Here is a 24,723-nt window from a genome sequence, read left to right as displayed (position 1 = left end):
CGTGTTCTCTTCCGATCCCCGCGTGCCGGCGGCGGGCGTCCTCGATGCGGGCCACCCGGGCCAGCACGTCCGGCGGCGCCGGCCGGTATTCGTAGCTCGCGCCGGGCACCGCGCCGGTGGCCAGGATGCCGCCGTTGAGCACCGCGCCGAGCACGACGGCGACGCCCCGCTCGGCGCACGCGGTGAATAGCTCGTCGGCCTCGTACTGCTGTAGCAGCGTGTAGCGGTTGGCCAGCAGGATGACGTCCATGTCGGTCTCGCGCACGAACCGGTGCAGCATCGCGGTCTGGTTCATGCCGGCGCCGACCGCGCCGACCGCCCCGCTCGCGCGCAGCTCGGCCAGGACAGGCCAGGCCTCGTCGAGCGCGGCGGCCCAGTGGTCGTCGGGGTCGTGGAGGTACACGATGTCGATCCGGTCCGTGCGCAGCCGTTGCAGGCTCTCCTCCAGCTGGCGGCGCACCGCGTCGCGGCCGAAGTCGAAGACCGTGGTGCCGCCGGGCACCACGCTGCGGCCTACCTTCGTGGACAGCACCGGCCGCGGGGTGCGGCCGCGGCCGGCGAGGAAGGCGCCGAGGCGCTCCTCGGCCAGGCCGGCGCCGTAGAAGGGGGCGGTGTCGAAGTACCGGATGCCGAGCTCCTCGGCCCGCTCCAGGCAGCGTTGCGCGGCCGGTGCGTCGACCAGGTCGGGCAGGATGCCCAGCGGCGCGGTGCCGAACCCGAACCGGCCGAGGTTCATCGGCTTGCCCAGATCAGGCCGCGCGCGGTGAGGGTGTGCACCTGCGGCTGCCGCAGGTCCTCGATGCGGTGGCCGATGGCGGAGAAGAAAATCCGGCCGCGGCCCCACTGCCGGGTCCACACGACCGGCATGCCGACCGCGCCGTCGCCCTGCCCCCCGTCGGCCGGGTCGACGACCGTGCTGGCCAGGACGCGGTTGCGGGCGTCGGTGAGCATCCAGTACTGCTCGGTGTGCACGGTGAAGTCGCCGATCCCGGCGACGATCGGGTGCCCGGCGTGCTCGGGCTCGATGCGCACCCGGTGGTCGAGGAACTCGTCCGGGTGGTGCAGGAACAGCCCGCCGACCATGCGCAGGTATTCACGGTCGTTGGCGAAGGTGGCGACCAGCCCGCCGTGCCAGCCCGCGAGGCCGGTGCCGGCGTGCACCGCCGCGCGCAGGCCGGCGCTCTGCTTGTCGGTGAGCTCGCCGTCGGTCCAGCACTGCACGATGAGGTCGGTGGCGGCCAGCAGGGCCTCGTCGCGGTACACGTCGAGGTCCTCGGCGATCGTCACGTCGAAGCCGGCGTCGGCGAGGGCGGGGCGGAACAGCTCGGTGGTCTCGACCGGGGCGTGGCCCTCCCAGCCGCCGCGGACGACCAGGGCGCGGCGCGCGGTCATCGCCGGCCCGCCGGGTCGGCGGTCCAGGCCGGCAGGGTCAGCGGCTCGCGCTGCAGGCCGATCCACTGGCGTCTGGTGAAGCCCGGCATCTGGTTCTCGGCGCCGTGGCGGGCGTGGGCGTCGTTGACGTGGACCTCGCCGGCCCGCAGCCGCTCGGCGACGGCCAGGCCGCGGACGAGGTCGGCCGTGAACACCGAGTCCATGAGCATCGGATAGCCGTTGACCAGCTCGATCGCCTCCTCCTGCGTGTCCACCACCGTGATCGGAATGACCGGTCCGAAGATCTCGTCGCGGAACGCGGGCATCTCGGGGGTGACGCCGGACAGCACCGTCGGGCGATAGCAGAGGCCATCGTACGTGCCGCCGGTGACGAGCTTCGCGCCCATCGCGATCGACGGCTCGACGATCTCGCGGTGCAGCCGGTCGCGCTGGGCCTCGCTGATGAGCGGGCCGAGGTCGGAGGCCGGGTCGAGGGGGTCTCCGACGATGAGGGCCTCGGCGCGGCGGGTCACCGCGTCGAGGTAGCGCTCGGCGACGGCGCGCTGCACGATGTGCCGGCTGGCGCTGATGCAGGTCTGACCCTGGAACTCCAGGGAGGCGACCATGGCGGCCGAGGCTGCGAGGTCGACGTCGGCGTCGTCGAGCACGACGAACGCGTTGGAGCCGCCGAGCTCGAGCCGGACGTTGCGCAGGTCGGTGGCGGCCGAGGCGGCGATGGCCAGGCCGACCGCGCGGGAGCCGGTGAAGTCGAGCAGGTCGACGCCGCGGTGCTCGGCGAGTGCGTGCCCGGCGTCGGGGCCGTCGCCGGTGACGACGTTGAACACGCCGGGCGGCAGCCCCGCCGCGTCAGCGGCGCGGGCGAGCACCTGGCCGCCGATGACCGGGGTCAGCTCGGCCGGCTTGAGCACGACGGTGTTGCCGAAGGCCAGGCCGGGCGCGACGGCGCGCATGGCGAGGTTCATCGGGTAGTTCCAGGGCGTGATGATGCCGAGCACGCCGAGCGGGACGGCACGGGACATGGAAAGCTTCCCGGCCTTGTACGGCTGGAGCAGCTCCCCCGCGCTGTCGGTGGCCTGCACGGCGGAGATCTGCAGCTGGCGGATGCTCGCGCCGACCTCGTCCTCGGCCTTGGCCCGCACGCCGCCGGTCTCGCGCATGCTCTGCCGGACGAGGTCCTCGTAGTGCGTCTCCAGGTAGTCGCCGAAGCGGCGCAGGTACGCGGCGCGCTCGGGGGCGCCCAGGGCGGCCCAGCCGGGCTGGGCGACGCGGGCAGCCCGCACGGCGAGGTCGACGTCGGCGGCGTCGCCGCGGGCGTAGCTGCCGATCCGGGCACCGGTCGCCTTCTCCAGCACCGGGCCGGTGCGGCCGCCGAGGGGATCGCGGAAGGTGGCGTTGATGTAGTGCTGGCCGTCGCCGGCAGGAGCGGTCATGCGCAGGACTCCCGTGCAGAGGCTTACGTTACGACTTAAGGTAAGTGCCGAGAGAGGGTCCGTCAATGGCGCGCGGCCATGGGATCAGCGGGACTGCGGGGGCTCCCCGGTCGAGAGGATCTGCACCACCGGGAGCGTGGCGGCGCCGAGGGCGACGGCGTCGGTGCCGAGCTCGCCGAGCTGGATCCGCAGCTGGCCGTAGAGGTACGGCAGGGTGTGCCGGCGGGCGGCGGCACGCACGGCGGGCAGGATCTGTGGCCCGATGACCTCGGCGACCCAGCCCGCGAGGACGACCCGGTCCGGACTGAGCAGGTTGACGAGGTTGGCGATGCCGATGCCGAGGTATTCGGCGGTGGTCTCCAGTACGCTCGCCGCCGGCCCCGGCCCGGCCGCCCGGGCAGCGAGCTCGGCGAGGCGGGCCTCGGTGCCGACGGCCTCGATGGGCTCGCCGCCGGCCAGGGCCGCATAGCGCGACAGGACGGCCTCGGCGCCGACATACGCCTCCAGGCAGCCCCGCGAGCCGCACCGGCAGGGCGCACCACCGGCCATGATGACCGTGTGGCCCCACTCGCTGGTGCTGCTGGTCGACTCCCGCGAGTCGGGGCCGGTCGCCAGGGCGGCGCCGATACCGACGCCGAGCAGGGCGACGACGCTGCGGCTGGCCCCGCGGCCGGCGCCGCGCCACATCTCGGCCTGGCCGAGGGTGCGGGCGCAGTTGTCGATGTACAGCGGGACGGTGACGCTCTCCTCGAGCATCCGGTCCAGGCGCACGCCGGACCAGCGCAGGGTCGGCGCGTGCACGGCGGTGCCCGTCTCGGTCGGCTGCACCGCCCCGGGCACGCCCACCCCGACGCCGAGCAGGCTGCCCGGGTCGACACCGGCCTCGGCGGTGACCTTGGCGATGCCGGCGCTGACCATCCAGGCCACCGCCTCCGGCTCGAGGCTGGTCTCGGCGATGCCGAACGTCGTGGTGGCGATCCGCCGCAGCGTCCAGTCGAAGAGCCCGACCTGGACGTGGGTCTCGCCGATGTCGACCCCGACCACCTTGCCGAACTCGGGCCGCACCCGCAGCAGCGCCCGCGGGCGCCCGCCGTCGGAGTCCTCGGAGCCGAACTCGGCGATCATGCCGTCGCTGACCAGGTCGCCGACGACGTTGCTCACCGAGCCGGAGCTGAGCCCGGAGGCCTGCACCAGCTCCACGCGGCTGGCGGGGCCCTGGTGATAGATGAGCGACAGCAGCACCGCCCGGTTGCGACGGCGCAGATCGCGCGTCTGGCGCATCGCAAGGGTCACGGCACCAATTCTGCCAGACACCCCGCCGCGTGCCTCGGTCCGTGTCAGCGGCCATGGCGCGAGCCGATAGGTTTTCTTCATGGTCGACAACCACACTCCGTGGGAACCACCACTCGCCGGCACCGAGGCGGAGCACCTTGTCGGCGCCCTGGACCGCCTGCGCACCACCTTCCGCTGGAAGGCCGCCAACCTCGATGCGGCGGGCCTGCGGACCCGCGTCGGCGCTTCCGCACTGACCCTCGGCGGCCTGCTCAAGCACCTCGCCCGCGCCGACGAACAGTGCTTCGGCACCAAGCTCAGCGGCGCACCGCTCGGACCGCCGTGGGACACCGCGGACTGGGACGCCGACCCCGACTGGGACTTCAACTCGGCCGCCGGCGACACCCCCGAGCAGCTCTACGCGCTGTGGGACAGCACCGTCGAACGGTCCAGGGCCAAGCTCACCGCCGCCCTGGCCGACGGCGGGCTCGACCAGCTCGTCCACCTCTGCTGGCCCGACGGCCGCCGCGCCAGCCTGCGGCGCATCGTCTGCGACCTGATCGAGGAGTACGGCCGGCACACCGGTCACGCCGACCTCCTCCGCGAGGCCGTGGACGGGCTGGTCGGTGAGGACCCTCCGGCCGGCTGGTCGGCCTGAGGGTCTCCCGCTCCCGTCAGGCGCTCAGCCGCTTGCGCAGCGCCTCCACAGCCTTGTCGGCGTGGACGTCCATCCGGATCTCGCTCTTGATGATCTCGAGTATCCGGCGGTCGGTGTCGATGACGAAGGTGATCCGTTTGGTCGGGGTGAGTCCGAACGCACCCCGCTTCACCCCGAATTGTGCGCGTACGGTGCCGTCCTCGTCGGACAGCAACGGATAGCCCAGCCTGTTGCGAGTGGCGAACTCGGCCTGGCGTTCGACGGCGTCACCGCTGATCCCGACGGGCTGCCCGCCCACCGCCTTGAGATCGGTGACGAGATCGCGGAAGTGGCAGGCCTCGGCCGTGCAGCCGGCGGTCATGGCCGCGGGGTAGAAGAACAGCACCACCGGCCCGTCCGCGAGCAGCCCGGTCAGCGACCGCGTCACGCCCTGGTCGTCTCGCAGTTCGAAGTCTTCGACGATGTCGCCGACATCCATACCAACCACCCTTACTGAGGGAACGTCTCCGCTGACATCCTCCCCCACGCCCGTCAGCCCGCGCTGAGGCTGGTGCGGCGGACGATGAGCCAGACGGCGGCGAGGGCGACCGCGGCGAGGCCCAGGTAGCCGCAGGCCACGATCAGGTGGAAGTCGGGAATTCTGCTGCTCGGCTGGTAGGTCACGTAGGTCCCGAGATGGTTGCGGGCCAGGCAGCCGATGGGGTCTGGATCGAGGCTGAGATTCGGGCACACGCGTTGGAGGTCGGCGGAGGCGACTTCGTGCCCGGGAGCGTCGAACACGTTCGATACCGAGTCGGGCCGGATATCGATGAGGCCGTTGACGATCAAGGCGTTGGGGTCGGAGGCCGACAGGCCCGGTTGGCCGATCTGCTGGTAGGCGGACAGCGGCGTCATCAGGGTCGGGAAGCGCCACTGGACGCCCAGCATCAGGCCGATGAAGCCCGCGATGACGCCGAATATGGCGGGAAGCGTGCGCCTGATGGCGGCCCCGAGTGCGACGCCGACCGCGAACCAGCAGATGCTGATCGCGACCGGGAGCATCGCGGTGTTCAGGAACGACTCGTACCTGAACAGGCTTTCGCCGCTGAGGGCGGCCTCCACGCGCTCCAGGCGGTCGCTGACGCCGGCGACGGCCGCGGTCACGGCCGCCACGAACAGACCGAGCAGGCCCAGCTTGGTCCACAGCCAGCGCGCCGGGGAGACGTCCTGACTCCAGGCCAGCAGCAGGGTCCGCTGCTCGTGCTCCCTGGACAGCACCGGGACGCCGATGAACACGCCGATCAGCATCGGCATGTACTGCACCAGCCGCGCAAGGGCGTTCAAGGTCCGGACCAGGCCGGAGCTCCCGGCGAGCCGCCGGCTCTGCGGCGAGTTGGCCGGGCACCTCATGTTGTGGCACTGGTGATACAGGTCCGTCAGCTCGGCGGACAGGTACGCCATACAGCCCACCAGCACCGCGGCCAGGACGAGCGTGCTGAGCAGGGCCCAGCGGTGCTGACGCCAGGTCAGCCACAGCAGACCGCGGAAGCCCCCGGCGGGCCCGAGATCGTCCCGGCGGTTCGTGGTGACCGGCGCGTCGGTGACCGGGCTCATGCCGCTGCCTCCAGATCATGGTGTGCCTTGGCCGACGCCTTGAGGTAGGTCAGGATCAGCTCGTCCAGGGTGATGGGTTGGGCGGTCCAGCCGGGGGCGACGACGGCGTGCGCGGTCGCTGTGGCGGGCTGCCGGACGACGAACGTGGACTGGCGGTCGGTGTGCTGCGCCTGGACGATCGCGCCCGGGCCCGGTGGCTGATCCGCGCGGGGTCCGGTGAGCCGCACGTGGCTGTCGAGCAGCTCCTCGACGTCTCCGGTCAGCACGGGACGACCCGCGTCGAGCAGCAGCAGGTGGTCGCCGACGCCGCTGAGCTCGGCGATGATGTGGGTCGACAGCATCACGGTCATGTCGCCATCGGCGGCCTCGCCCATGAGCTCTCCGGTCACCTCGGTGCGGGCCACCGGGTCGAGGTTCGCGAGGGGCTCGTCCAGCAGCAGCACGGCCGGGCGGGAGCCCAGGGCGACCGCGAGCGCGACCTGCGCCCGCTGCCCGCCCGAGAGCTTGCCGCAGCGGCGGTCCAGCGGGATGTTGAAGCGTTCCAGCCACGACAGCGCCCGCCGCTGATCCCACACACGGTTCGTGGACCTGCCGAAGCGGAGCATGTCCGTCACACTGAAGTCCCGGTACAGCGGCTTGCTCTGGGCCAGGATCGCCACCCGGCCGCCGGCCGGCCCACCCCCGTTCGTGGACCTGCCCTTCACCACCGCGCGGCCGTGGACCAGCAACGATCCGGCGGTGGGCGCCAGCATGCCACTGATGATGCTCATCAGCGTCGACTTGCCCGCGCCGTTGGCGCCGACCAGCGCGATGATGCGGTTGGCGGGCAGTTGGAAGCCGCACTCCCGCAGCGCCCACACGTTGCCGTAGCGCTTGCTCAGGTCCCGTGCCTCGACGGCGATGGCCGGCTCGCTCATGCGGCGCCCTTCTTCTGCTTCTGCGGCAACGCAGCGCCCGGCGCCGGTTCCCCCTGTGGCTGGTCGCTGCCGGCCTGCGTCCTGCGCGCCGAGTTCTCCACGATCACCGAGGCGAACAGCGCCTGGACGTCCTCGTCCTCAAGACCCGCCTCGCGGGCCTGACCGAGCCATCGCGCCAGGCCGCTGCGCAGGCGGGCCATCACATGGGGATCCGCATGGCCGAGCGTTCCGCTGACGAAGGTGCCCGCCCCCTGCCGGGCCTCCACCAGGCCGGACAGTTCCAGCTCCCGGTAGGCCTTCAGCACCGTGGTCGGGTTGACCGCGCACGAGGTCACCACGCTGCGCACGGTGGGGAGCTGGTCCCCGGGCTGCAGCGTTCCGATCCTCAGCCCCTCGCGCACCTGCCGGACCAGCTGCGCGTATGCGGGAACGCTGCTGGACCGGTCGATATGGAAGTTGATCACGCCTAGCGTCCTCTCCGTCCCCCTGGCGGGCCAGATTGTTCTGGTTAAGTAGAACACCAGTCAATCATCATGGCAAGGATGCGGATGGCCGGCTGACCAATCGGCTGTCCCTGCTTTGATGGGGAGGTGAACCGACTTCTTGCATCCGAGCGTGTCGTCATCGCCAGCCGTGACATTGCCGCGGCGGCCGCGGAGATCTTCGAGCTCATCGCCGATCCCGCGCAGCAGCCCCGCTGGGACGGCAACGACAACTTGTCCGAGGCGCTTCCCGGGCAGCGGGTCCACGCCGTCGGCGACGTGTTCAGCATGGCGATCACGACAGGCAGCGTCCGGCAGAACCACGTGGTCGAGTTCGTCGAGCAGCGCCGCATCGCGTGGCGACCGAGCGAGTCAGGTCAGCCGGCACCGGGGCATCTGTGGCGGTGGGAACTCGAGCCGATCGACGCATCACACACGCGCGTGACGCACACCTACGACTGGACACAGCTCACGGATGAGCGGCGCATCCCGCGCGCGAGAGCGACCACGACGGACAAGCTGCTGGCCTCGCTCGACCGGCTCGCCGAGCTGGCCGAACGCCGCTGATCGGCCGGGGCGGCGCGAAGATGCTCGGCCGGTGCCCAGCACGGCGATGCCGACTACGGTACCGAACTGGGCGGCGGTCGGCCGCCGACCCGGCGGCGGCAGCGCGAGCCCCCAGCCGACGCCGATCAGCGCGACGGCCCTCGAGAACTGCGGGTACTCGCTGTCGACGCCGGCCGCGCCGAGCCCGAACAGCCCGGCAGCGCCGAGGATCAGACCCGCCGTCACGAGCACCCGCGGGCCGAGGCGGGCGGCGAGTTTCCCTGCCAGCGGCGCCATCAGGGCCATGGTGGCGTCGCCGGAAGCTCCGGGAGGTGTTGCCCCTCGGTCACTTTGCAAAGTATTCTGCTTTGCAAAGAGCCCGTCAGGGCGACGGCTCACTTGGAGGAATCTGATGGCTGTCCTGCCCGTGCGTCTCTTCGGAGACCCGGTGCTCACGATGCCCGCCGCCGAGGTGACGACGTTCGACGCGGAGCTGCGCCGGCTCGTGCGCAACCTGCGCGACACCCTGCGCGACCAGCAAGGCGCCGGGCTCGCCGCGCCGCAGCTGGGAGTCAGCGTGCGGGCGTTCGTCTTCCACGTCGAGGATCTCGAGGGTCATCTGATCAACCCGGTGCTGCGCTTTCCCGACGAGGAGGAGCAGGACGGCCCCGAGGGCTGCCTGTCCATGCCCGGGCTCTACTTCGACACGGTGCGCCGGCAGAACGTCGTGGCCAAGGGCTTCAACGAGCACGGCGACCCGCTGCAGATCGTCGGCGCCGGGTATCTCGCCCGTTGCCTGCAGCACGAGACCGACCACGTCGACGGGGTCTTGTTCATCGACCGGATGGACAGGGAACGGCGCAAGGCCGCCATGAAGGCGATCCGCCTCGCCGAGTGGAACAACGAGCCCGCACCACGAGTCAAGATCAGCCCGCACCCGGTAACCCACCGGAGCCGCTGAACCGCACGGCGGCACCGGCCCGGGCACTTCCGCCGGGCGGTTCGCATGCCGATCGCGTCGGTGCGGCTCTGGTCAGCGGCCAGTCACGCCGTCGATGAGTTCCCTGAGGATGTCGGCGTGCCCGGCGTGCCGGGCGGTCTCGCTGGTCATGGGTCAGTACCCACCGCAGGGTGCGGGGTTCGTCGAGCACCGGATGCGCGGTGAGGACGTCGAGGCCGTCGGCCGCACGGATGTGCGCGTCGCTGTCGGCGATCGCCGTCCGGTAGGCCGCGATGACCTGATCGGCGGGCCGGTCCGGCGCGACTGTCATGTCGAAGTCGACGTCGGCGTACCGCGGGTCGCCGGCCAGCTTATGACCGAACCAGTACCGCTCGGCGTCGGTCAGGTGCTGCACCAGTCCCAGCAGCGTCGTGCCGGACACGACCAGGCGGCGGCGCAGCTGCTCGTCGTCCAGTCCGTTGACCTTCTTCAAGACACAGGACCGGGCGAACGACAGGAATGCCAGGGTCGTGTCCAACTCGCCGCCGTCGTTGAGCGGCACGCGTTCACGTTGCGACTCGAGCATGGTGACGACCTTACGTCCGTTACGGCGCGGTGGGTTTGCCGGCATCGGCGTTGCCCTTGCGTGCGAGCCGGCCGAGCCAGCCCAGCAGCGCGAGCACGAGCCACAACGGTACGAGCAGAGAGATGAGCGCCGGCCAGACCGTCCAGAACGGCAGCGCCGGCGAGTGGCTCAGGTTGAGCGCCATGCCGATCGACCCCAACGCCATGCCCGGAAGCACCCCGACCACGCCGAGCGTCACGGCGAGCAGCAGGAGTGGCCGGTGTCTGCGGGTGAGCAGCGCGGTGACCACTGCGCCAGTCACCGCACCGAGGAGGGCGCCGGCCAGCGTGGCGAACCCGAGCCCGCCCGGCGCGGCCCGGTAGAACGTGAGCACGGGGCCGGCCGAGTCCTGGGTGAACGCGGCGACCACCTCGCCCCGTTCGGCGCTCCAGTCGGCGCACGGGTATCCCGGCATTTCGTGGATGTTCCGCCATCCGTTCGGCCGTGCGTTGGCCAGGGCTCGCCGGGACAGTCCGCAGTCCACGCTCGCCCGGTCCGGGTTCTGCCCCGTCGGGGTGTAGCGGATCTCCACGTAACCTGGGCCGAAGTCGTCGTCGCCCAGGGCGAATCCGTACTGATAGTCACGCCGAACCGTGCCTTCGGCGGGGGCGACGCCTGGGAGCAACTCCGACGCGAGCCCAAGGGCCTGCGTGTCGCTCGGCAACGACCTCGTGTTGTACCCGCCGTACCAGGAGCCGGCCGTCGCACCGGCCGTCGCCAGAATCAGCGTGCCGAACATTGTCGCCAACGTCCGCAGTGCCCGGTCGGCCACGGCAGCACCCCCCAGTCAGGTGCCGCACAGCCTATTTCCCGGTTGCGTGGCCTGCCGCCTTACCCCCGACGGTCCCTTGATCGATCCGGCCGGCGTCAGCCCGCCGAACCACCTTGCCCCGACCGTTCCCCTGCTCCACCCGGCGGTGGGCCGCCGCCGCGTCGAGCAGGCGGACCACGGAGCGGAGCTAGGCTAGCTCGCGAGGCTGTGCAGGCGTTTCGACAGGGCCTCGGCACGGTCGGTGAAGCGGGTGAAGTCCTTCTCGCCGCGACGGTCGGCCGCGGCGATGTCGTCGAGCAGTCCGGAGTACTCCGCGGCGAGTTCCCGGTAGCGGACGGCGAAGCCGGACGTGTCCTTCGGGGCGTTGCGCGTGCGGCCGCCGCCCCGCCGCGGATTGCCCGCGGCCCGCACGGCAACCGCACGGCGGACCGCGGCGGCGTAGCGCGCGTCGAGGTCGATGATCTGCTGCGCGACGGCGGCCGTGGCTGCGCTGAGCACCGTACGGCTGTCGGTGGCCCGGTCGCGGCGCTCCCGGCGGGCGGCGGCGAGGCGCCCGCCACGGCGCGCGGCGAAGTACAGCACGGCGGAGCCGACCAGGACGGAGCCCACGGCCGCGGCGGCCACGAGGTAGCGTGGCAGCGACGGGCTGATGGTGCGGGCCTCGGTCGGCACCATGCCGGCCTTGGCCAGCCGGTCGTAGTTGACGGCGATCACCTTGATCGCCTCCAGCGGCCGGTCGGCGAACGGGTGGATGCCGTAGCTGATGGTGGTCTCGGCGACGAACGCCTTGCCGAAGTACTTGTCGCTCGCGCCGGACAGCAGGGAACAGCCGTAGGTGTCGTACGAGTCATCCTTGCGACTCATCGCCAGCACCAGCGTGCCAGAGGCGGCCCGCTGAACGTCGTGGCAGGCCTCGCGCAGGTCGGCACCCGGGCGCATGAGCAGCACCACGAGCCGCCGGTTGCCGATGACCCGCTCGGCGGCGGGCACGTCGAGGCCGACGCCGGGCGCGGCGTACACCGAGGCACTGCGGACCTTCCGGGCGACCGGGCCGTCGAGGACCCCGCCGGACCACAGCGCCCAGCCGGCCAGCACCAGGCAGCCGAGCACCCCCAGCCCGAAGGGCGTGATCAGTAGCTGCCCGGTCCTTCGACGGACCCGGCTCGCGCGGTGAGCGCCGCTCATGTCAGCCGCCCCCGCAGGTACTCGGCCGGGCGGTAGCCGCGGACCGCGACGGCCCGGCCGACGGCGTCGAGCTCCCGCTCCGCGTCGTCGAGCAGCCCGGCGACGTGCTGGTCGGGCAGGCCCTTGCCGAGCGCGTCGCGGGCCGCGCCGAGGCTTGCGATCGCGCGGGTGAGGGCCGGGTCGGCGGTCGCGTCGGTGAGGCCGGAGACCTCGACGGCGAGGGCGGTCAGGCCGGCCAGCAGGGCCGGGACGCCGCCGCGGGTGGCCGAGGCGAGCCCGGCCAGCGCGACCCGCGGATGGCGGCGCGGCAGCGCGGCCGCGGACAGCAGCAGGAACGCCACCACGCAGGCCGCGAAGAGCCACGGCAGCGCCGGCAGCGCGACTCGCAGCGGATCGAAGGGTTGGTACGGCAGGGGCCGGTCGAACAGTCCGGCATAGCGGACGTCGGTGACCAGGGCGAGGTACGCGCCGAGCACGTTGCCCTGCGGGTGGGCATAGGTGCTGAGCTGATTGCCGAAGCGGGAGTAGAAGCTCGCCGCGGTGATCTCGGCGAAGTCGGCCGCGTGCGGGCCGTGGTACTCGATCCAGGCGCCGTACATCACGATGAGCGGCCGGTCGGGGAACAGGGTGGACAGCCGGGCCCCGTAGCTCGGCGCCGCGGTGTCGCGCGGCTGGGCGGGCAGCGCGACGACGAGCGGCGCGGTGTCGCCGAACGCCTGCGCGGCCGCCTCGGCGGGCACCGCCTTGAGCGTGGCGCCCGTGGCGATGTAGTGCCCGTCGGCGCGCAGCCCGTCGGCGACGGTGGCGACCTCGGCTTCGGTCGGGTCCCGCCACAGACCCGGGTCGTCGTCCGCCGGGGTCGGCTCTCCCGAGCCCTTCCGGTCTTCCTTCCGCAGGGCGTGAATGAGCTCCACGAGCAGGCCGGTGACGTCGTTGCGGGCGAACTGGCCGCGCCACTCCAGCGGTGTGCTCCCCGTGGCCTGGTACATGCCGCCGGAGACCCGGGTGCCGAGGACGCGAATGGTGGCGTTGTCGACCGCGCGGACCTTGTCCTGCTGGTCCTTGGTCAGCCCGGGCGGGGCGACGAGGATCCGCACGTCGGTGCCCCCGATCGCCGCGGCGACCTTGGCCTGGTCCCACTCGGCGACCGCGCCCGGCAGGCGGACGATCGGCTGGGCGGCGACCATGGCCTTCATGTCGTCAACGGACGGCAGCACCGCATCGGAGCTCTCCCCGGCAGAACCCTCCGTGACCGTGGCGGTGGACGGCGAGCGGCCGTACGTCACGCCGGCGCTCTGCCGCTGCGCCCCGATGAACCCGGCGATGCTCGCCGCCGCGACGGCCAGGACGATCCACCGCGCCGGCCCGTCGGCGAGCCTCCGGAGCCGCTGCAGCAGCCGGTCGACGGTCTGGTCAGGCACCGGCGGCCTCCCGCCACAGCCGGTCGGCCTCGCGGGCGCAGCGGGCCGCCTCCCGCGCCGCGTCCTCGCCGCCGCGACCGGCGGCGATCGCCTCGGCCCGGGCCAGGAACTCGTCGGCCTCGGCCACCCGGCCGGAGGCGGCGTCCCGGCTGACGGTCGCGACATCGATCGCGGCCCGGGCGCCCGACCAGGCCACCGCCCGGTCCCGCACGCCGGCGCGCCAGCGGGGCACGAACGTGGCCGCGAACCCGGCGGCCACGAGCAGCAACACCCCGATCAGCCACACCGGCCAGGCCGACACCACCCACACGCTCCGAAGCTCGTCCGTCGCCGCGGCTCGTGCACCCTCGGCCCCGCCCATGATCCACGACCATGTCAACACGACCCTGTGCGCATGTCTACGCCGCAACCCTCCCGGGTCGGCTCACGGGCGGTAGGGCCGGAAGAACTCGCGCAGCTCCTCGGCGTACACCTGCGGCTGCTCGAACGGGGCGAAGTGACCGCCGCGTGCGTGCTCGCTCACCCGCACGGTATTGGCGATCCGGTCGAGCCAGGCCCGGGGCGGCCGCACGAGGTCCCCGGGAAACAGCGAGAAGCCCGACGGTACCTCGACCCGGCGGGCGTGCTGCGCGGGCGGGATGGCGCCGTTCACGCGGTACATCCGCATCGCCGACGAGATCGTGCCGGTGAGCCAGTAGATGGTGACGTTGGTGAGGATCTCGTCGCGGGTGAAGGCGCGTTCGACGTCACCGCCGCAGTCACTCCACGCGCGCAGCTTCTCCACGATCCAGGCGGCGAGCCCGGCCGGCGAGTCGTTGAGCCCGACGGCGGCGGTCTGCGGCTTGGTGCGGTGCATGGCGGCGTAGGCGCCCTCGGCCGCGGCCCAGCCGGCGGCCCCGTCGAGAAAGTCGCGCTCCTCGGGCGCCAGGTCGGCGCGGTCGCCGAGGTAGACGGGCAGGCCCGCGTCCATGCGGTGCACGGCCACGACCCGGCCGGGGTGGTCGAGGGCGAGATAGCGGCTCACCCCGCTGCCGATGTCGCCGCCGGCCGCACCGAAGCGCTCGTAACCGAGACGGCGCATGAGCTCGGCCCACAGCCCGGCGACCGCGATGGTGTCCGGCGTCGTCCCGACGGGCCGGTCGGAGTAGCCGTAGCCGGGCATGTCCGGCACGACGACGTCGAAGGCGTCGGCGGGGTCTCCTCCGTGCGCGCCGGGGTCCGTCAGCAGCGAGAGGACTTTGGTGTACCGCCAGAAGGAGTCGGGCCAGCCGTGGCTCAGAATCAGCGGCAGCGCCGTTCCGGCCGGCGCGTTGGCGCGGGCGTGGACGAAATGGACGCGATGCCCGCCGAGCGTGGTCCGGTATCGGGGCAGCCGGTTCAGCGCCGCCTCCTGCGCCGGCCAGTCGAAACCGTCGGCCCAGTAGGCGGCGAGCTCGCGTAGGTACGTCACGTCGGCGCCCTGCGACCAGCCTGCGTCCTCGGGCGCGTCCGGCCACCGCGTCGCCCGCAGCCGCGCGCGAAGATCGTCGAGGACGGCGGGTCCGGTGCTCGTCCTGAACCGCTCGGTCATGAGTCCCTCCTCGCGCGCTGATTCCGGATGAGCGTCAGCAGGGCGGCGTGCGTCGGCTCGTCGGCGGCCGCGACGAGGCCACCGGCACCGGAGTGGATCGGCTTGCCGTCGATCCCGGTGACCACGCAACCGGCCGCCTGGCAGAGGGCGATTCCGGCCGCGAAGTGCACGCTGTCGCGCAGGTGGCCGTCCGTGACGTAAGCGGCCCGGCGGCCGGCGGCGACCCAAGCCACGGCCAGGGTCGTGGAGACCACGCGCGGGCGGAACTGTTCGATGAAGCCGTCCTCGGCGAGCATCCGGGCGGCCAGGAAAACGGCGCTGTTGGGGAATGGTGGATCGAGATTGACCTCGACCAGCCTCGACTCGGCCGACGGGGTGAGGCGCTCGTCAGCACCAGCGCGACGGACATACGCAGCGGTACCGTCGGTCCAGAACACCTCATTGGTGAACGGGTCCGCCGAGGCCGCCACGGAGACCTGCGTGCCGGTTCGCAGGGCCACGTTGACCGAGGCCAGCATGTTTTGTACGGCATAGTTCAACGTTCCGCACAACGGGTCGACAAGCCACATCCGCCCGTTCCCGCCGGTGCCCGTACGGCCACTCTCCTCGCCCAGCACGACGTCGTGCGGACGCGCCGCGCGCAAGACGTCGAGGATGGCCTTCTCGGCCTCGACGTCGGCCGTGGTGGCGAAGTCGCCTGCGGTCTTCTGGAAGCGTGTCAGCGACGATCCGTAGTGAGAGCGGACGAGCGCGGCTCCGGCTTCCGCCGCCTCGATGGCCAGAGCTTGGTCCGTGATCGACATGCGGGAAGCATAGATAAGCGGTTCTGGCCCGGCACGCTTGTGGGACATGATGGGCGCATGCGGACACGGGGGCCAGGACGATACCTGGGGTGGCTGGCGTGGCGGCAGAAAGGACGGATCGCCCTCGGTGGGCTGTGGAGTTCGTTATGGATGATCAGCCTGGCTGTCACGCCGTACCTCATCTCCCAGGCCATCGACCGCGGTCTGCGCCCGCGCCAGGCCGGGCCGCTGCTCGCCTGGGCCGGCGCCATCTTCGTGGTGGGCGTGGCCAACGCGGTGCTCGGCATCCTCCGGCACCGGACCATGACCAAGATCCGGCTGGACGGCGCATTGCGCACGGCTGACGCGGTCATGACCCACGCGGTCGAGTTGGGTGCCGCGCTACCCCGCCGGATCACCGCTGGTGAGGTGGTCACCATCGGGATCGGGGACGTGTGGCTGGTCGCGCGGGCGCTGACCGTGACCGGGCCGGGAGTGGGTGCGATCGTCGCGTACACGGTGGTCATGACCCTGCTGGTGCGGGTGTCCGGGATGATCGCACTCGTGGTGGCCGGCGGGGTGGCGGTCCTCGGCGTGGTGCTCGGGCCGCTGCTGAGCCGGCTGAACAGCGCCGGCGGCGAGTACCGGGAGCGGCAGGGCCGGCTGGCCGCCCGGCTGGTCGATGTGCTCGGCGGTCTGCGCATCCTCAACGGTCTCGGCGGCAAGGAGGTCCACCTGCGCCGGTACGCCGCCGAGTCGGACGCCGTCCGGGCCGAGGGCTACCGGGTGGGCGGGGCGCTGAGCTGGATCAACGCGCTGGGCGACGGCCTGCCGATGGTCTTCCTGGGCGGGGTGACCTGGCTGGCCGCGCGGCTGACGGTCCGCGGCGATCTCAGCGTCGGTGAACTGGTCGCGGTGTACGGGTACGTGGCGATCCTGATCGTGCCCACCTGGATGCTGATCTTCAGCGCCGGCGACCTCAGCCGCGGGGTGATCGCTGCCCGGCGGATCATCGCGTTTCTGCGGTTGCCGGTCGAGGAACCGGGCGACGGCGCGGCCCCGGACGGCCCGGCGGTCCTGCGCGACCCGGTGTCCGGCGTGGTCGCCGAGCCGGGCAAGCTGACCGTGCTGGCCTCGGCCAGCCCCGAGGACACGGCCGCGATCATCGACCGGCTCGGCCGGTACCGCGAAACCGCCGCCACCTGGGGTTCCCACCGGATCGCCGAGGTGGCCAAACCGCTGGTGCGCGAGCGGATTCTGGTCGCCGACCACGAGGCCGACCTGTTCGCCGGGCCGCTGCGTGACGTCGTCGCGGGCAGCACGAGGGCCGGCGACGACGCGGTCCAGCGCGCGATCACGGCCGCGGTGGCGACCGACGTCGCCGGGCTCGACCACCACATCGAACGCGGCGGCCGCAACCTCTCCGGCGGCCAGCGGCAACGGGTCCGGCTCGCCCGGGCACTGCTGGCCGACCCGGAGATGCTGCTCGCGGCCGAGCCGACCTCGGCGGTGGACGCGCACACCGAGGCGGCCATCGCCGAGCGGCTGACCGCGGCCCGGGCCGGGCGCGGCACCCTGCTGGCCACCACGTCACCGGTGCTGCTGGACCGGGCCGACGTCGTTCTGTACCTGGTCGACGGCCGGGTATTCGCGTCGGGGACGCATCGTGAGCTGCTGGAGCGCGAGCCCGGGTATCGCGATCTGGTCAGCCGTACGTTCAGCGCGGACGACGAGGCCCTCACCGCGGCCGACGAGGCGCGATGAGTACCGACGTCCTGCCGGTCGCTGACACCCGTCAGGTGGCCCGGGCGGCGGGCCGGCTGATCGCTGCCGACAAGTGGGCCGTCGCCGCCACGCTCCTGCTCAACGTGCTGGCCGCGGCGGCCGCTCTGGGCGCGCCGTACCTGCTGGGCCGGATCATCGACGCGGTCACCGGACCGCGGGCCGCCGGCGCCCGGATCGACGCGCTGGCCGCGGCCGTGCTGCTGTGCGCGCTGGCCCACCTGATGCTCGCGCGGTGGGCGTTGCTGCTCGGGTACCGGTTCGGCGAGCGCACCGCGGCCCGCATCCGGACCGGCTTCCTGTCCCGCGCGCTGAGCCTGCCCGCCTCGACGATCGAACGGGTGCGGCCGGGTGACTTGGCCGCCCGTGGCACGACCGATGTGGACGCCGTCGCCGGTACCCTGCGCGACGTGCTGCCGGGCGTCTTCGTGGCCGGCACGCAGGTGCTGTTTCTGGTCGGTGCGGTGCTCGTGCTCGACCCGCTGCTGGGCGTGGCCGGGCTGCTCGGGCTGTCCGGCATCGTGGTCGTCGGCCGCTGGTACCTGCGACGGGCCCGCAGCGCGTACCTGGAGGAGGGCGCCGCCAACTCGGACCTGGCCGAGGAACTGGCCGCGACCACGACCGGAGCGCGGACCATCGAGGCGTTCCGCCTGCACCGGTCGCGGCTGGCCGCGGGCCGGGCCGCGATCGCGCGGACGAAACGCAGCCGGTTGGCCACCCTGCGGCTGCGGTCGGTGTACTTCCCGGTGGCCGAGGGCTCGTACAACATCCCGGTCGTGCTCGTGCTGCTGGTCGGCGGCCTGCTCTACCTCGACGACCGGATGACGCTGGGAACGGTCGCCGCGGCCACCCTGTACCTGCGGCAGCTCATCGGGCCGATGGACGGCATCCTGATCTGGCTGGAGCAGTTGCAGAGCAGCGGCGCGTCGTTCGCCCGGGTCGAGGGACTGGCCGCCGTGCCGCCCGCCCCGGCGACGAGCGCGGCCGCCCCGGCAAGCGACCGCATCGAGGTGGCAGGCGCACGGTACGCGTACCCCGGCGGCCCGGACGTGCTGCACGACGTGAATCTCACCGTCCAGCCCGGCGAACGGCTGGCGATCGTCGGCCTCTCCGGGGCCGGCAAGTCCACCCTGGGCCGGTTGCTGGCCGGAGTACACCGTCCACACACCGGCACGGTGACCGTGGGCGGCGTCGCGGTGGCCGACCTGCCGCCGGATCTGCTGCGCCGCCAGGTGGTACTGGTGACGCAGGAGCACCACGTCTTCCGCGAGACGCTGCGGGACAACCTCATGGTGGCGGCGCCGGACGACCGAATGCGCGAGGCACTGTCCACAGTGGGCGCGGACTGGGCCCGCGACCTGGACACCGACCTGGGCGAGCACCCGCCGACCGGCGCCCAGGCGCAGCAACTGGCGCTGGCCCGGGTGCTGCTGGCCGACCCGCACACCGTGATCCTGGACGAGGCGACCGCGCTGCTGGACCCCCGGGCGGCCCGCGCGGCGGAACGGGCGCTGGCCGCCGTGCTGCACAACCGCACGGTGATCGCCATCGCCCACCGCCTGCAGACGGCCCACGACGCGGACCGGATCGCGGTGATGGACGCGGGCCGGATCATCGAGTTGGGCACCCACGACGAACTGATCACCCGGCACGGCCCGTACGCCGCCCTCTGGAGCCGGTGGCACGGCTGATCGCTCGGTGGAACGCACCGTCCGCGTGGCGCGTCTGAGTGCCGAGGTGGCTGTTGGAGGGGGTAACCGATGTTCGGATCACGGATGCGCGGCCGGCGGCTGGCGGTTGCGATGGCGTGCGCGCTGTTCGTTGTGGCGGCGGGCGGCTGTGCGCGGCGCCAGGCGCCGACCGGGGATGGCGGGGCCGCGGACCTGCCGGACGTTTCCCTGGGAGGTGTGTCGTGCTCTGCCGTGTTGTCCATCGGCGCGTCGCAGGCGCCGGCCGCCCCGCCCGCTCCCGAGCCGTTGGCCGCGGGCTTCGTCCCGGTGTCGGCGAGCCGGTGCCTTGCGACGATCAAGATCGTTGCCGGGGAGGGTGAGTGGCAGATGCGCGAGGAGCAGCAGGCCACCGGCCCGTTCGACGCTCTTGTCCGCGCCCTGCGCGCTCCGTCCGAGCGCCGCGGAAAGGGCCCCTGTCTGGCGATCGGCATCCTTCCGGTCATCATCACGCTCACCGACGCCCAGGGCAGGACAACCGTCCCGGCCCTGCCACAGGACGCCTGCGGCCTCCCGGCCCAGGCGGCCCTGCAGGCGATAGCGACACTGCCGTGGACGACCGTCGCGGAGACCAAGGACCGGCAGACCCGCGGCCAGTTGGAGCTCGAATCGAACTGCCCGGGCCGATACAAGCCGGTGATCGCGCTGGCCGCCGCCGACAGCCACCACGGCACGTCCGGTACCGGTCCGGTGTTTCCCGGCACCGCGCCGGACACGCTTCGGGTGTGCCGGTACACCCCGGACCCGGCCGAGATCATCGAGCTCACCGGGTCCGGCGCGTTGGCCGTCGGCAAGCTGACCACCACGACCACGCTCACCGGGCCGGCCGTGGCCACGCTGGTCGCCGCCCTGAACGCGGCCCCGCCTGTCACGGTCCCGTGCGATCGGCCCCAGGCACCGTTCGCGCTGCTCGGCGACTCGGGGGTGGCTGTCGAGACAGGTGGCTGCTACCGCGCCATCGGCGCAGACGGAACGCTCCGGCAGCTGGACGCGTCGACCACGGCCGTCCTCGCCGGATGACCACCCCGGCCGGACCGCCGGACGCTCTGTCAGACGGCCGGTCGCATGGCGCTCGTCTCGTCGAGCAGCCGCGTCGTGCTGCGGCCGATCGTCACGCCCGCGATCGCCCAGGCGAGCAAGGTGCCCAGGGCCAGGCCGGGCGGCAGATACCAGAACGTCAGGAAGCCCGCCGGCGGCGTCAGCGGTAGAGCGGCGATGAGCGCCCAGGCGGCGCGCGTGGCAGCAGGCCGCGCCGGAGGCCCTGCGAGATGTCCCGGCCGGTTTTGGCCCGCCAACGCGAACGCCCGGCCAGTCCTCGTCGGACTGGCCGGGCGTTCGGCGTCTTGCGGTTGCGGCCCTCAGGCCGCGTACGCGAGCAGCGACATCCCCTGCAGACCCTTCGGCTCCGCCAGCTCGCCGAGCTTGCGGAACTGGGCGTCCAGGACCACGATCCGGTTCGTCTGCCGGACCAGCACCGTGCCGTCGGCGGCGAACAGGACAGTCTGGACCCCGCCGGCGACCGGAAGCTGAACCGTCTTGCTGGTGGTGGTGTCCACGACGGCGAAGGCCTCATCCTTGCGGGACGGGTCGGTGCCCAGCCAGCCGACCGTGACGTATCGGCCGTCCATCGAGACGCCGCGCGCCGCCCAGCCGTCATAGTTCGTCGCTTGGGCCTGCGGCGGCGTGTACTGGTAGTACCGCCGGTCCCTCCCGTTGGTCACCGTCAGCTTGTCGTTGATCTTGCCAGCCGACCACACGCCGTCGGTGGACCACGCCTGGATGTCACCGCTGGCCGACGACCCGCCCGTCACCAGGTTCACGATCCGCTGGCTGCTGCCCTTGGTCACCATCAGCTGGTCGCTGCCCTTCCAGACGAGCGCCTTGGCGCCGAGGCAGAGCACCCCGGTGTCGAGGGTGCGCTTGCCGGAGCCGTCCGTAGCCGCCGTCATCAGGGTGCCCTCGCTGTCGGCGCCGTCCACCCACGCCAGCCGCTTGCCGTCGGGCGAGACGGTGATGGTGTTGTACACGCAGCCGCCGGAGCCGCGGGCGAACCGGGCGGTCACGTTGTCCTTGTCGCCGCGCACGGCGTGGATCGCGAGCTCGGTGTCGTTCCCGCCCAGGTACCAGCGGGTGCCGGTCAGTACCGGCTGCGGCGCGTTGGCCGCGGCGCTGCCGGAGCCGGTTGGGTCGGTGGAGCCGCTAGGGCCGGTGGAGGCCGGGTGGGTGGGCTCGACCGGTGCGCTGGTGACGACCGCCGAGTCGCCGGGGATGGGCGCTTGGCCCTGCCCGTCCGGCCGGACCGCGAACGCGATTCCGGCCGCCCCCGCGAGCACCACCAGCGCGGCCGCCGAGGTGGCCACGGCCCGCTGGATGCCGAGCCGGCGGGACGTGCGCAGCGCCCGATCCCGCAGGTCGACCGGGTTGACCTGGTCGGCCAGATCCGCCATGTCGAGCCGCAGACGACTGTCGTTCATCGGGAAACCCCTTCCAGGAGGTACAGCTCGGCGAGTTCAGGGGCGACGGTGCGCAGCTTGGCCAGGGCCTTCGAGGTCTGGCTCTTGATGGTGCCGACGGTGACGCCGAGCAGTTCGGCGGCCTCGGCCTCGGTGCAGTCCTCGAAGAACCGCAGGACCAGCACGGCCCGCTGCTTGACGGAGAGCTTCAGCAGCGCGGCCCGCAGCGTCATCCGGACGGTGGTCTGGTCGGCGTGGTCCACAGAGGTGCCGTCGCGCCGCGGCTCCGGCAGGTCACCCGGCATCGACTCCGCGACGCGGCGCCGCCACCAGGAGACCTGCAGGTGGTACATGATCTTTCGGGTGTACGCCTCCGCGTTACCGCGGTCGTGCAGCCGGTTCCACGACCGGTGCGTCCGGGCCAGCGCCGACTGCACGAGGTCCTCAGCCAGATGCTGATCTCCGGTGAGCAGGTACGCGGAGCGCAGCAACGCGGCGCTACGAGATCGTACGAACGAGTCGAACTCACTCACGAGGGGTTCCACACGAGCCGATCCTTGGGGTTAGGTGGTGCATCGCAACAGGACGCACACCAAGACGCAACCTTGCTCCAAAGGGTTGCCGGTCATGCGGAGAATTTCGCCGTCAGCCGCCCACGGGGCCCGGCCCCAGCCCTTCCGACTCGCCCATCGCCGGCAGACGTCTCACCAAGGTTCGATCAGGCGGCCACCGGGACCGGCCATACCTTGAGGGCCGTCTCCGCGATCCGCTCCAGCTCCTCCCGGGTCGCGCCGTCGCGGGCCTGGCCGGACATGCCCTGGACGACGGCGGCGAAGAAGACGGCCAGACCGTGAGCATCGGTGCCGGTGGGCAACAGGCCGGCGTCGACATCGACCTTGATCTTGGCCTCGATCGCGTCCCGGCCCGCGGTGCGCAGGTCGCGCATCGCGTCGGAGATCTCCGAACTCTGCGGGGTCCAGCCATTCGCGGCGCTGATGATCAGGCAGCCCTTGGGGTGACCGGGGTCGGTGTAGACGACCGCCGCCTCGCGCAGCATCCGGGTGATGGCGAGCAGCGCGGTCGGCTCGTCGCCGAGGGCGTGCACGGTGAAGGCACCGTAGGTCTTCTGGTAGAAGGCGACGACCTCGAAGAACAGCGCACGCTTGTCGCCGAAGGCCGCGTAGAGGCTCGGCGGGTTGACACCGGTGAGCGACGTCAGGTCGGCAAGCGAGGTCCCGTCATACCCGCTGCGCCAGAACGCATGCGTGATCGTGTCGAGGACCCGCTCCGTGTCGAACTGGCGGCGTCGCCCCCTCGAAACGGCCATGCGCTCATTCTATAACGACCGCTACAGCTATGCTATCGTCTCAATCTGTAGCGCCCATTACATAATTCATCGAAGTGGGGGATGTGGTGGCAAAACTCGATGGCAAGATTGCACTCGTCACGGGTGCGAGCCGGGGCATCGGCCGGGCGATCGCCGAGCGCCTGGGTCGCGACGGCGCCTCGGTCGTCGTGCACTACGCGCACGACGAGACGGCCGCGAAGGACGTCGTGAACACCATCACGGCGGCCGGCGGCGCGGCCTTCGCGGTGCGCGCCGAGCTCGGCGTCGACGGCGACGTGGACACGCTGTTCGCCGGGGTGACCGAGGGACTGCGGGCCGCCGGGAGCCCCGAGGCGCTCGACATCCTCGTCAACAACGCCGGGATCGGCCTGCCCGCGCCGATCGAGAGCGTCGAGCCGGCCGACTTCGACAAGGTGTTCGCCGTCAACGTCCGGGCCCCGTTCTTCATCACCCAGCGGGCCCTGCCGCTGCTGCGCGACGGCGGCCGCATCATCAACATCTCCTCGGGTGTCACCCGGATCGCGTTCCCCGAGGGCATCGCCTATGCGATGACCAAGGGTGCGCTGGACACGTTCACCCGGACCCTGGCCAAGCCGCTCGGCGCGCGGGGCATCACGGTCAACACGGTGGCCCCCGGCGTCGTCGACACCGACGTCAACGCGGGCTGGCTGCGCGGCAACCCCGATGCCGAGGCGGCCGTGTCCGCGCAGGCCGCACTCGGCCGCGTCGGCCGGTCGGTCGACATCGCCGACGCGGTGGCACTGCTCGCCTCCGACGAGGGCCGCTGGGTGACCGCGACCTGGATCGACGCCACCGGCGGCGCGGCCCTGTAGGCCCGGGTTCTCACATGGGAAGCAGCGCGCCGGCCCGCTTCACGGTGCGGATGACCGGGGCTGTCTCGAGCGAGTGGATGGCATCCAACGATGCGATCCTCTCGCTCAGGTAGCGCGCGAGGTCTCCGGAGTCCCGGCAGTTGATGGCCGCAAGCAGGTTCGTTGGTCCGGTGGTCTGCGCCACCAGGGACACCTCGGGGTGACCCGCCATGGCGGAGGCCACCGCAGTGAGCTCGGATGGCCGGACGGAGATCCACAGGCGCGCCTCAGCGGCGAAGCCGAGGACCGCGGGCGGGATGTCGACGAGGAACGTGAGCACCCCGGCTCGCCGCAGTGCGGTGAGCCGCCGCCGTACCGTCGATTCGGACCATCCGGTCGCGGCAGCGAGTTCGGCATGGCTTGCCCGCCCGTCGCGCGACAGCAGGTCGAACAGCGGACGGTCCTCTGGCCCCACCGACACCTCGGCGTCCTCGGTGGGAGGCGGCGCGAGCAGGGCCGCCTGGTCGGACGTGAGCCGGGCGGGGCCGGCCCAGTCGTTGGGCAGTACGTAGTGCCCGAGCAGCAGATGCGCGGAGACGGCCGTGATGCGGCTGGTTCTCGGGAGCTTGTGCAGCAGCAGGGCTTCGCTGTCCACTGTGGTGGGTGTCTGGGCGCTGCACGAGATCTCGGTGCCGCCGGAGAGCAGGTAGACGTAGGAGGTGTCCGGGCGGGCGGCAAGGGCCTTGGCGATGGCGGTCGCCGAGTCCGGTGTGCACTGCAGCCGGATGGTCCAGGCACTGTAACCGAGGCGGGCACCGTTGATGCTGCCGATCACGCGGAGGATGCCGGCAGCGCGTAGCCGGCGGTAGCGGCGAGCGATGGTGTTCTCGGAGGCACCGAGGACTTCGCCGATGAGACGGAACGGGGCTCGTCCCTCAATCTGCAGGGCGTGCACGAGCCCTCGGTCGATCTCGTCCAGGATGACGGTATCCGTCTTCACAGCGAACAGTATGCCA

26 protein-coding genes and 1 pseudogene are annotated in these 24,723 nt (G+C 72.2%); 7 read left to right on the top strand and 20 right to left on the bottom strand.

Translation table 11 applies throughout. The annotated features are described in order from the left end of the window. The 4 genes from ABT297_RS12455 to ABT297_RS12440 all read right to left on the bottom strand — a co-directional run. Positions 1-736: aldo/keto reductase (locus ABT297_RS12455; protein ID WP_350548068.1), on the bottom strand; the 736-nt coding region annotated here is incomplete at its 3' end. Continuing rightward, the gene (locus ABT297_RS12450) at positions 733-1,392 is read right to left on the bottom strand and encodes a ThuA domain-containing protein (RefSeq protein WP_350548066.1); all 660 of its coding nucleotides are present in this window, start codon (positions 1,390-1,392) and stop codon (positions 733-735) included. The genes ABT297_RS12455 and ABT297_RS12450, both read right to left, overlap by 4 nt. Further along, the gene (locus ABT297_RS12445; RefSeq protein ID WP_350548064.1) at positions 1,389-2,822 is read right to left on the bottom strand and encodes an aldehyde dehydrogenase family protein; all 1,434 of its coding nucleotides are present in this window, start codon (positions 2,820-2,822) and stop codon (positions 1,389-1,391) included. The genes ABT297_RS12450 and ABT297_RS12445 overlap by 4 nt, the downstream gene beginning before the upstream one ends. Before the next feature lie 84 nt (positions 2,823-2,906). Continuing rightward, positions 2,907-4,115, bottom strand: a complete 1,209-nt coding sequence (locus tag ABT297_RS12440) for an ROK family transcriptional regulator (protein ID WP_350548062.1) — start codon at positions 4,113-4,115, stop codon at positions 2,907-2,909. Positions 4,116-4,194: 79 nt separating this feature from the next. On the opposite strand from ABT297_RS12440, the gene ABT297_RS12435 reads away from it, so the two are divergent. Further along, positions 4,195-4,752, top strand: coding sequence for a mycothiol transferase (locus ABT297_RS12435; RefSeq protein ID WP_350548060.1), 558 nt, complete (start codon positions 4,195-4,197; stop codon positions 4,750-4,752). Between the two features lie 16 nt (positions 4,753-4,768). On the opposite strand, the gene ABT297_RS12430 is transcribed toward ABT297_RS12435, so the two are convergent. From ABT297_RS12430 to ABT297_RS12415, 4 genes are read right to left on the bottom strand one after another with little or no spacing between them, the layout of a single operon-like run. Next, the gene (locus ABT297_RS12430; protein WP_350548058.1) at positions 4,769-5,278 is read right to left on the bottom strand and encodes a peroxiredoxin; all 510 of its coding nucleotides are present in this window, start codon (positions 5,276-5,278) and stop codon (positions 4,769-4,771) included. Between the two features lie 5 nt (positions 5,279-5,283). Continuing rightward, positions 5,284-6,345, bottom strand: coding sequence for an ABC-2 membrane transporter-related protein (locus tag ABT297_RS12425; RefSeq protein ID WP_350548056.1), 1,062 nt, complete (start codon positions 6,343-6,345; stop codon positions 5,284-5,286). Then, on the bottom strand, positions 6,342-7,262 hold the full coding sequence (locus ABT297_RS12420; RefSeq protein WP_350548054.1) for an ABC transporter ATP-binding protein: 921 nt from the start codon (positions 7,260-7,262) through the stop codon (positions 6,342-6,344). The genes ABT297_RS12425 and ABT297_RS12420 overlap by 4 nt, the downstream gene beginning before the upstream one ends. Then, a complete protein-coding gene (locus tag ABT297_RS12415; RefSeq protein ID WP_350548051.1) occupies positions 7,259-7,726 on the bottom strand; it encodes a GntR family transcriptional regulator in 468 nt (155 codons plus the stop codon). The genes ABT297_RS12420 and ABT297_RS12415 overlap by 4 nt, the downstream gene beginning before the upstream one ends. Before the next feature lie 126 nt (positions 7,727-7,852). On the opposite strand from ABT297_RS12415, the gene ABT297_RS12410 reads away from it, so the two are divergent. Together ABT297_RS12410 and def are read left to right on the top strand one after the other, a co-directional pair. Beyond that, positions 7,853-8,311, top strand: a complete 459-nt coding sequence (locus ABT297_RS12410) for an SRPBCC family protein (RefSeq protein WP_350548049.1) — start codon at positions 7,853-7,855, stop codon at positions 8,309-8,311. 391 nt (positions 8,312-8,702) lie between these two features. After that, the gene (def, locus tag ABT297_RS12405) at positions 8,703-9,251 is read left to right on the top strand and encodes a peptide deformylase (protein WP_350548047.1); all 549 of its coding nucleotides are present in this window, start codon (positions 8,703-8,705) and stop codon (positions 9,249-9,251) included. A gap of 72 nt (positions 9,252-9,323) precedes the next feature. On the opposite strand, the pseudogene ABT297_RS12400 reads toward def, so the two are convergent. From ABT297_RS12400 to ABT297_RS12370, 7 genes and pseudogenes are all read right to left on the bottom strand, one after another. Then, a pseudogene (locus tag ABT297_RS12400) lies at positions 9,324-9,816 on the bottom strand (DinB family protein). A 19-nt stretch (positions 9,817-9,835) separates the two neighbouring features. After that, positions 9,836-10,627, bottom strand: coding sequence for a hypothetical protein (locus tag ABT297_RS12395; protein WP_350548045.1), 792 nt, complete (start codon positions 10,625-10,627; stop codon positions 9,836-9,838). A gap of 192 nt (positions 10,628-10,819) precedes the next feature. Continuing rightward, positions 10,820-11,812 (bottom strand): hypothetical protein, encoded by a 993-nt coding sequence (locus ABT297_RS12390; RefSeq protein WP_350548043.1) that lies wholly within the window; start codon positions 11,810-11,812, stop codon positions 10,820-10,822. Then, entirely contained in the window at positions 11,809-13,233 is a 1,425-nt protein-coding gene (locus ABT297_RS12385) for a hypothetical protein (RefSeq protein WP_350548041.1), read from the bottom strand. The genes ABT297_RS12390 and ABT297_RS12385 overlap by 4 nt, the downstream gene beginning before the upstream one ends. Further along, positions 13,226-13,594: a DUF6403 family protein gene (locus tag ABT297_RS12380; RefSeq protein ID WP_350548039.1), complete on the bottom strand. Its 369-nt coding sequence runs from the start codon at positions 13,592-13,594 to the stop codon at positions 13,226-13,228. Before ABT297_RS12380 ends, ABT297_RS12385 begins: the two co-directional genes overlap by 8 nt. Positions 13,595-13,657: 63 nt before the next feature. Beyond that, positions 13,658-14,803: an epoxide hydrolase family protein gene (locus ABT297_RS12375; RefSeq protein ID WP_350548037.1), complete on the bottom strand. Its 1,146-nt coding sequence runs from the start codon at positions 14,801-14,803 to the stop codon at positions 13,658-13,660. Then, entirely contained in the window at positions 14,800-15,606 is an 807-nt protein-coding gene (locus ABT297_RS12370) for an inositol monophosphatase family protein (protein ID WP_350548035.1), read from the bottom strand. Before ABT297_RS12370 ends, ABT297_RS12375 begins: the two co-directional genes overlap by 4 nt. Positions 15,607-15,756: 150 nt before the next feature. Between ABT297_RS12370 and ABT297_RS12365 the strand changes: the two genes are divergently transcribed. The 3 genes from ABT297_RS12365 to ABT297_RS12355 all read left to right on the top strand — a co-directional run bounded on the left by ABT297_RS12365 (position 15,757) and on the right by ABT297_RS12355 (position 20,114). Further along, positions 15,757-17,349, top strand: a complete 1,593-nt coding sequence (locus ABT297_RS12365; RefSeq protein ID WP_350548033.1) for an ABC transporter transmembrane domain-containing protein — start codon at positions 15,757-15,759, stop codon at positions 17,347-17,349. Next, the gene (locus ABT297_RS12360; protein WP_350548031.1) at positions 17,346-19,058 is read left to right on the top strand and encodes an ABC transporter ATP-binding protein; all 1,713 of its coding nucleotides are present in this window, start codon (positions 17,346-17,348) and stop codon (positions 19,056-19,058) included. Before ABT297_RS12365 ends, ABT297_RS12360 begins: the two co-directional genes overlap by 4 nt. Before the next feature lie 69 nt (positions 19,059-19,127). Then, entirely contained in the window at positions 19,128-20,114 is a 987-nt protein-coding gene (locus ABT297_RS12355; protein ID WP_350548029.1) for a hypothetical protein, read from the top strand. 29 nt (positions 20,115-20,143) lie between these two features. Here the strand turns inward: ABT297_RS12355 and ABT297_RS12350 are convergent, their stop codons facing one another. The 4 genes from ABT297_RS12350 to ABT297_RS12335 all read right to left on the bottom strand — a co-directional run bounded on the left by ABT297_RS12350 (position 20,144) and on the right by ABT297_RS12335 (position 22,874). Next, positions 20,144-20,389 carry a hypothetical protein gene (locus ABT297_RS12350; RefSeq protein ID WP_350548027.1) on the bottom strand — a complete coding sequence of 82 codons (246 nt, stop codon included), beginning with the start codon at positions 20,387-20,389 and terminating at the stop codon, positions 20,144-20,146. A 63-nt stretch (positions 20,390-20,452) separates the two neighbouring features. After that, complete coding sequence (locus ABT297_RS12345) at positions 20,453-21,568, bottom strand: hypothetical protein (protein WP_350548025.1); 1,116 nt, start codon at positions 21,566-21,568, stop codon at positions 20,453-20,455. Further along, on the bottom strand, positions 21,565-22,092 hold the full coding sequence (locus tag ABT297_RS12340) for a SigE family RNA polymerase sigma factor (RefSeq protein WP_350548023.1): 528 nt from the start codon (positions 22,090-22,092) through the stop codon (positions 21,565-21,567). Before ABT297_RS12340 ends, ABT297_RS12345 begins: the two co-directional genes overlap by 4 nt. A gap of 173 nt (positions 22,093-22,265) precedes the next feature. After that, positions 22,266-22,874, bottom strand: a complete 609-nt coding sequence (locus tag ABT297_RS12335) for a TetR/AcrR family transcriptional regulator (protein WP_350548021.1) — start codon at positions 22,872-22,874, stop codon at positions 22,266-22,268. 86 nt (positions 22,875-22,960) lie between these two features. On the opposite strand from ABT297_RS12335, the gene ABT297_RS12330 reads away from it, so the two are divergent. Beyond that, positions 22,961-23,728, top strand: a complete 768-nt coding sequence (locus ABT297_RS12330; RefSeq protein ID WP_350548019.1) for an SDR family oxidoreductase — start codon at positions 22,961-22,963, stop codon at positions 23,726-23,728. Between the two features lie 10 nt (positions 23,729-23,738). On the opposite strand, the gene ABT297_RS12325 is transcribed toward ABT297_RS12330, so the two are convergent. Next, positions 23,739-24,707, bottom strand: a complete 969-nt coding sequence (locus ABT297_RS12325; protein ID WP_350548017.1) for an Lrp/AsnC family transcriptional regulator — start codon at positions 24,705-24,707, stop codon at positions 23,739-23,741. Positions 24,708-24,723: the final 16 nt, after the last annotated feature.

The sequence above is a fragment of the Dactylosporangium sp. NPDC000555 genome (assembly GCF_040300025.1).
GTDB lineage: Bacteria > Actinomycetota > Actinomycetes > Mycobacteriales > Micromonosporaceae > Dactylosporangium.
The sequence above is the reverse complement of the archived record's forward strand: the minus strand, read 5'-3'. Positions and strand labels throughout refer to the sequence as shown.

Coding starts and splice junctions, on each gene's coding strand:
- ABT297_RS12360 (WP_350548031.1), top strand. CDS start 17,346: ATGAGTACCGACGTCCTGCCGGTCGCTGACACCCGTCAGGTGGCCCGG.
- ABT297_RS12445 (WP_350548064.1), bottom strand. CDS start 2,822: ATGACCGCTCCTGCCGGCGACGGCCAGCACTACATCAACGCCACCTTC.
- ABT297_RS12380 (WP_350548039.1), bottom strand. CDS start 13,594: ATGGGCGGGGCCGAGGGTGCACGAGCCGCGGCGACGGACGAGCTTCGG.
- ABT297_RS12365 (WP_350548033.1), top strand. CDS start 15,757: ATGATCAGCCTGGCTGTCACGCCGTACCTCATCTCCCAGGCCATCGAC.
- ABT297_RS12335 (WP_350548021.1), bottom strand. CDS start 22,874: ATGGCCGTTTCGAGGGGGCGACGCCGCCAGTTCGACACGGAGCGGGTC.
- ABT297_RS12420 (WP_350548054.1), bottom strand. CDS start 7,262: ATGAGCGAGCCGGCCATCGCCGTCGAGGCACGGGACCTGAGCAAGCGC.
- ABT297_RS12425 (WP_350548056.1), bottom strand. CDS start 6,345: ATGAGCCCGGTCACCGACGCGCCGGTCACCACGAACCGCCGGGACGAT.
- ABT297_RS12435 (WP_350548060.1), top strand. CDS start 4,195: ATGGTCGACAACCACACTCCGTGGGAACCACCACTCGCCGGCACCGAG.
- ABT297_RS12355 (WP_350548029.1), top strand. CDS start 19,128: ATGTTCGGATCACGGATGCGCGGCCGGCGGCTGGCGGTTGCGATGGCG.
- ABT297_RS12370 (WP_350548035.1), bottom strand. CDS start 15,606: ATGTCGATCACGGACCAAGCTCTGGCCATCGAGGCGGCGGAAGCCGGA.
- def (WP_350548047.1), top strand. CDS start 8,703: ATGGCTGTCCTGCCCGTGCGTCTCTTCGGAGACCCGGTGCTCACGATG.
- ABT297_RS12450 (WP_350548066.1), bottom strand. CDS start 1,392: ATGACCGCGCGCCGCGCCCTGGTCGTCCGCGGCGGCTGGGAGGGCCAC.
- ABT297_RS12345 (WP_350548025.1), bottom strand. CDS start 21,568: ATGAACGACAGTCGTCTGCGGCTCGACATGGCGGATCTGGCCGACCAG.
- ABT297_RS12375 (WP_350548037.1), bottom strand. CDS start 14,803: ATGACCGAGCGGTTCAGGACGAGCACCGGACCCGCCGTCCTCGACGAT.
- ABT297_RS12390 (WP_350548043.1), bottom strand. CDS start 11,812: ATGAGCGGCGCTCACCGCGCGAGCCGGGTCCGTCGAAGGACCGGGCAG.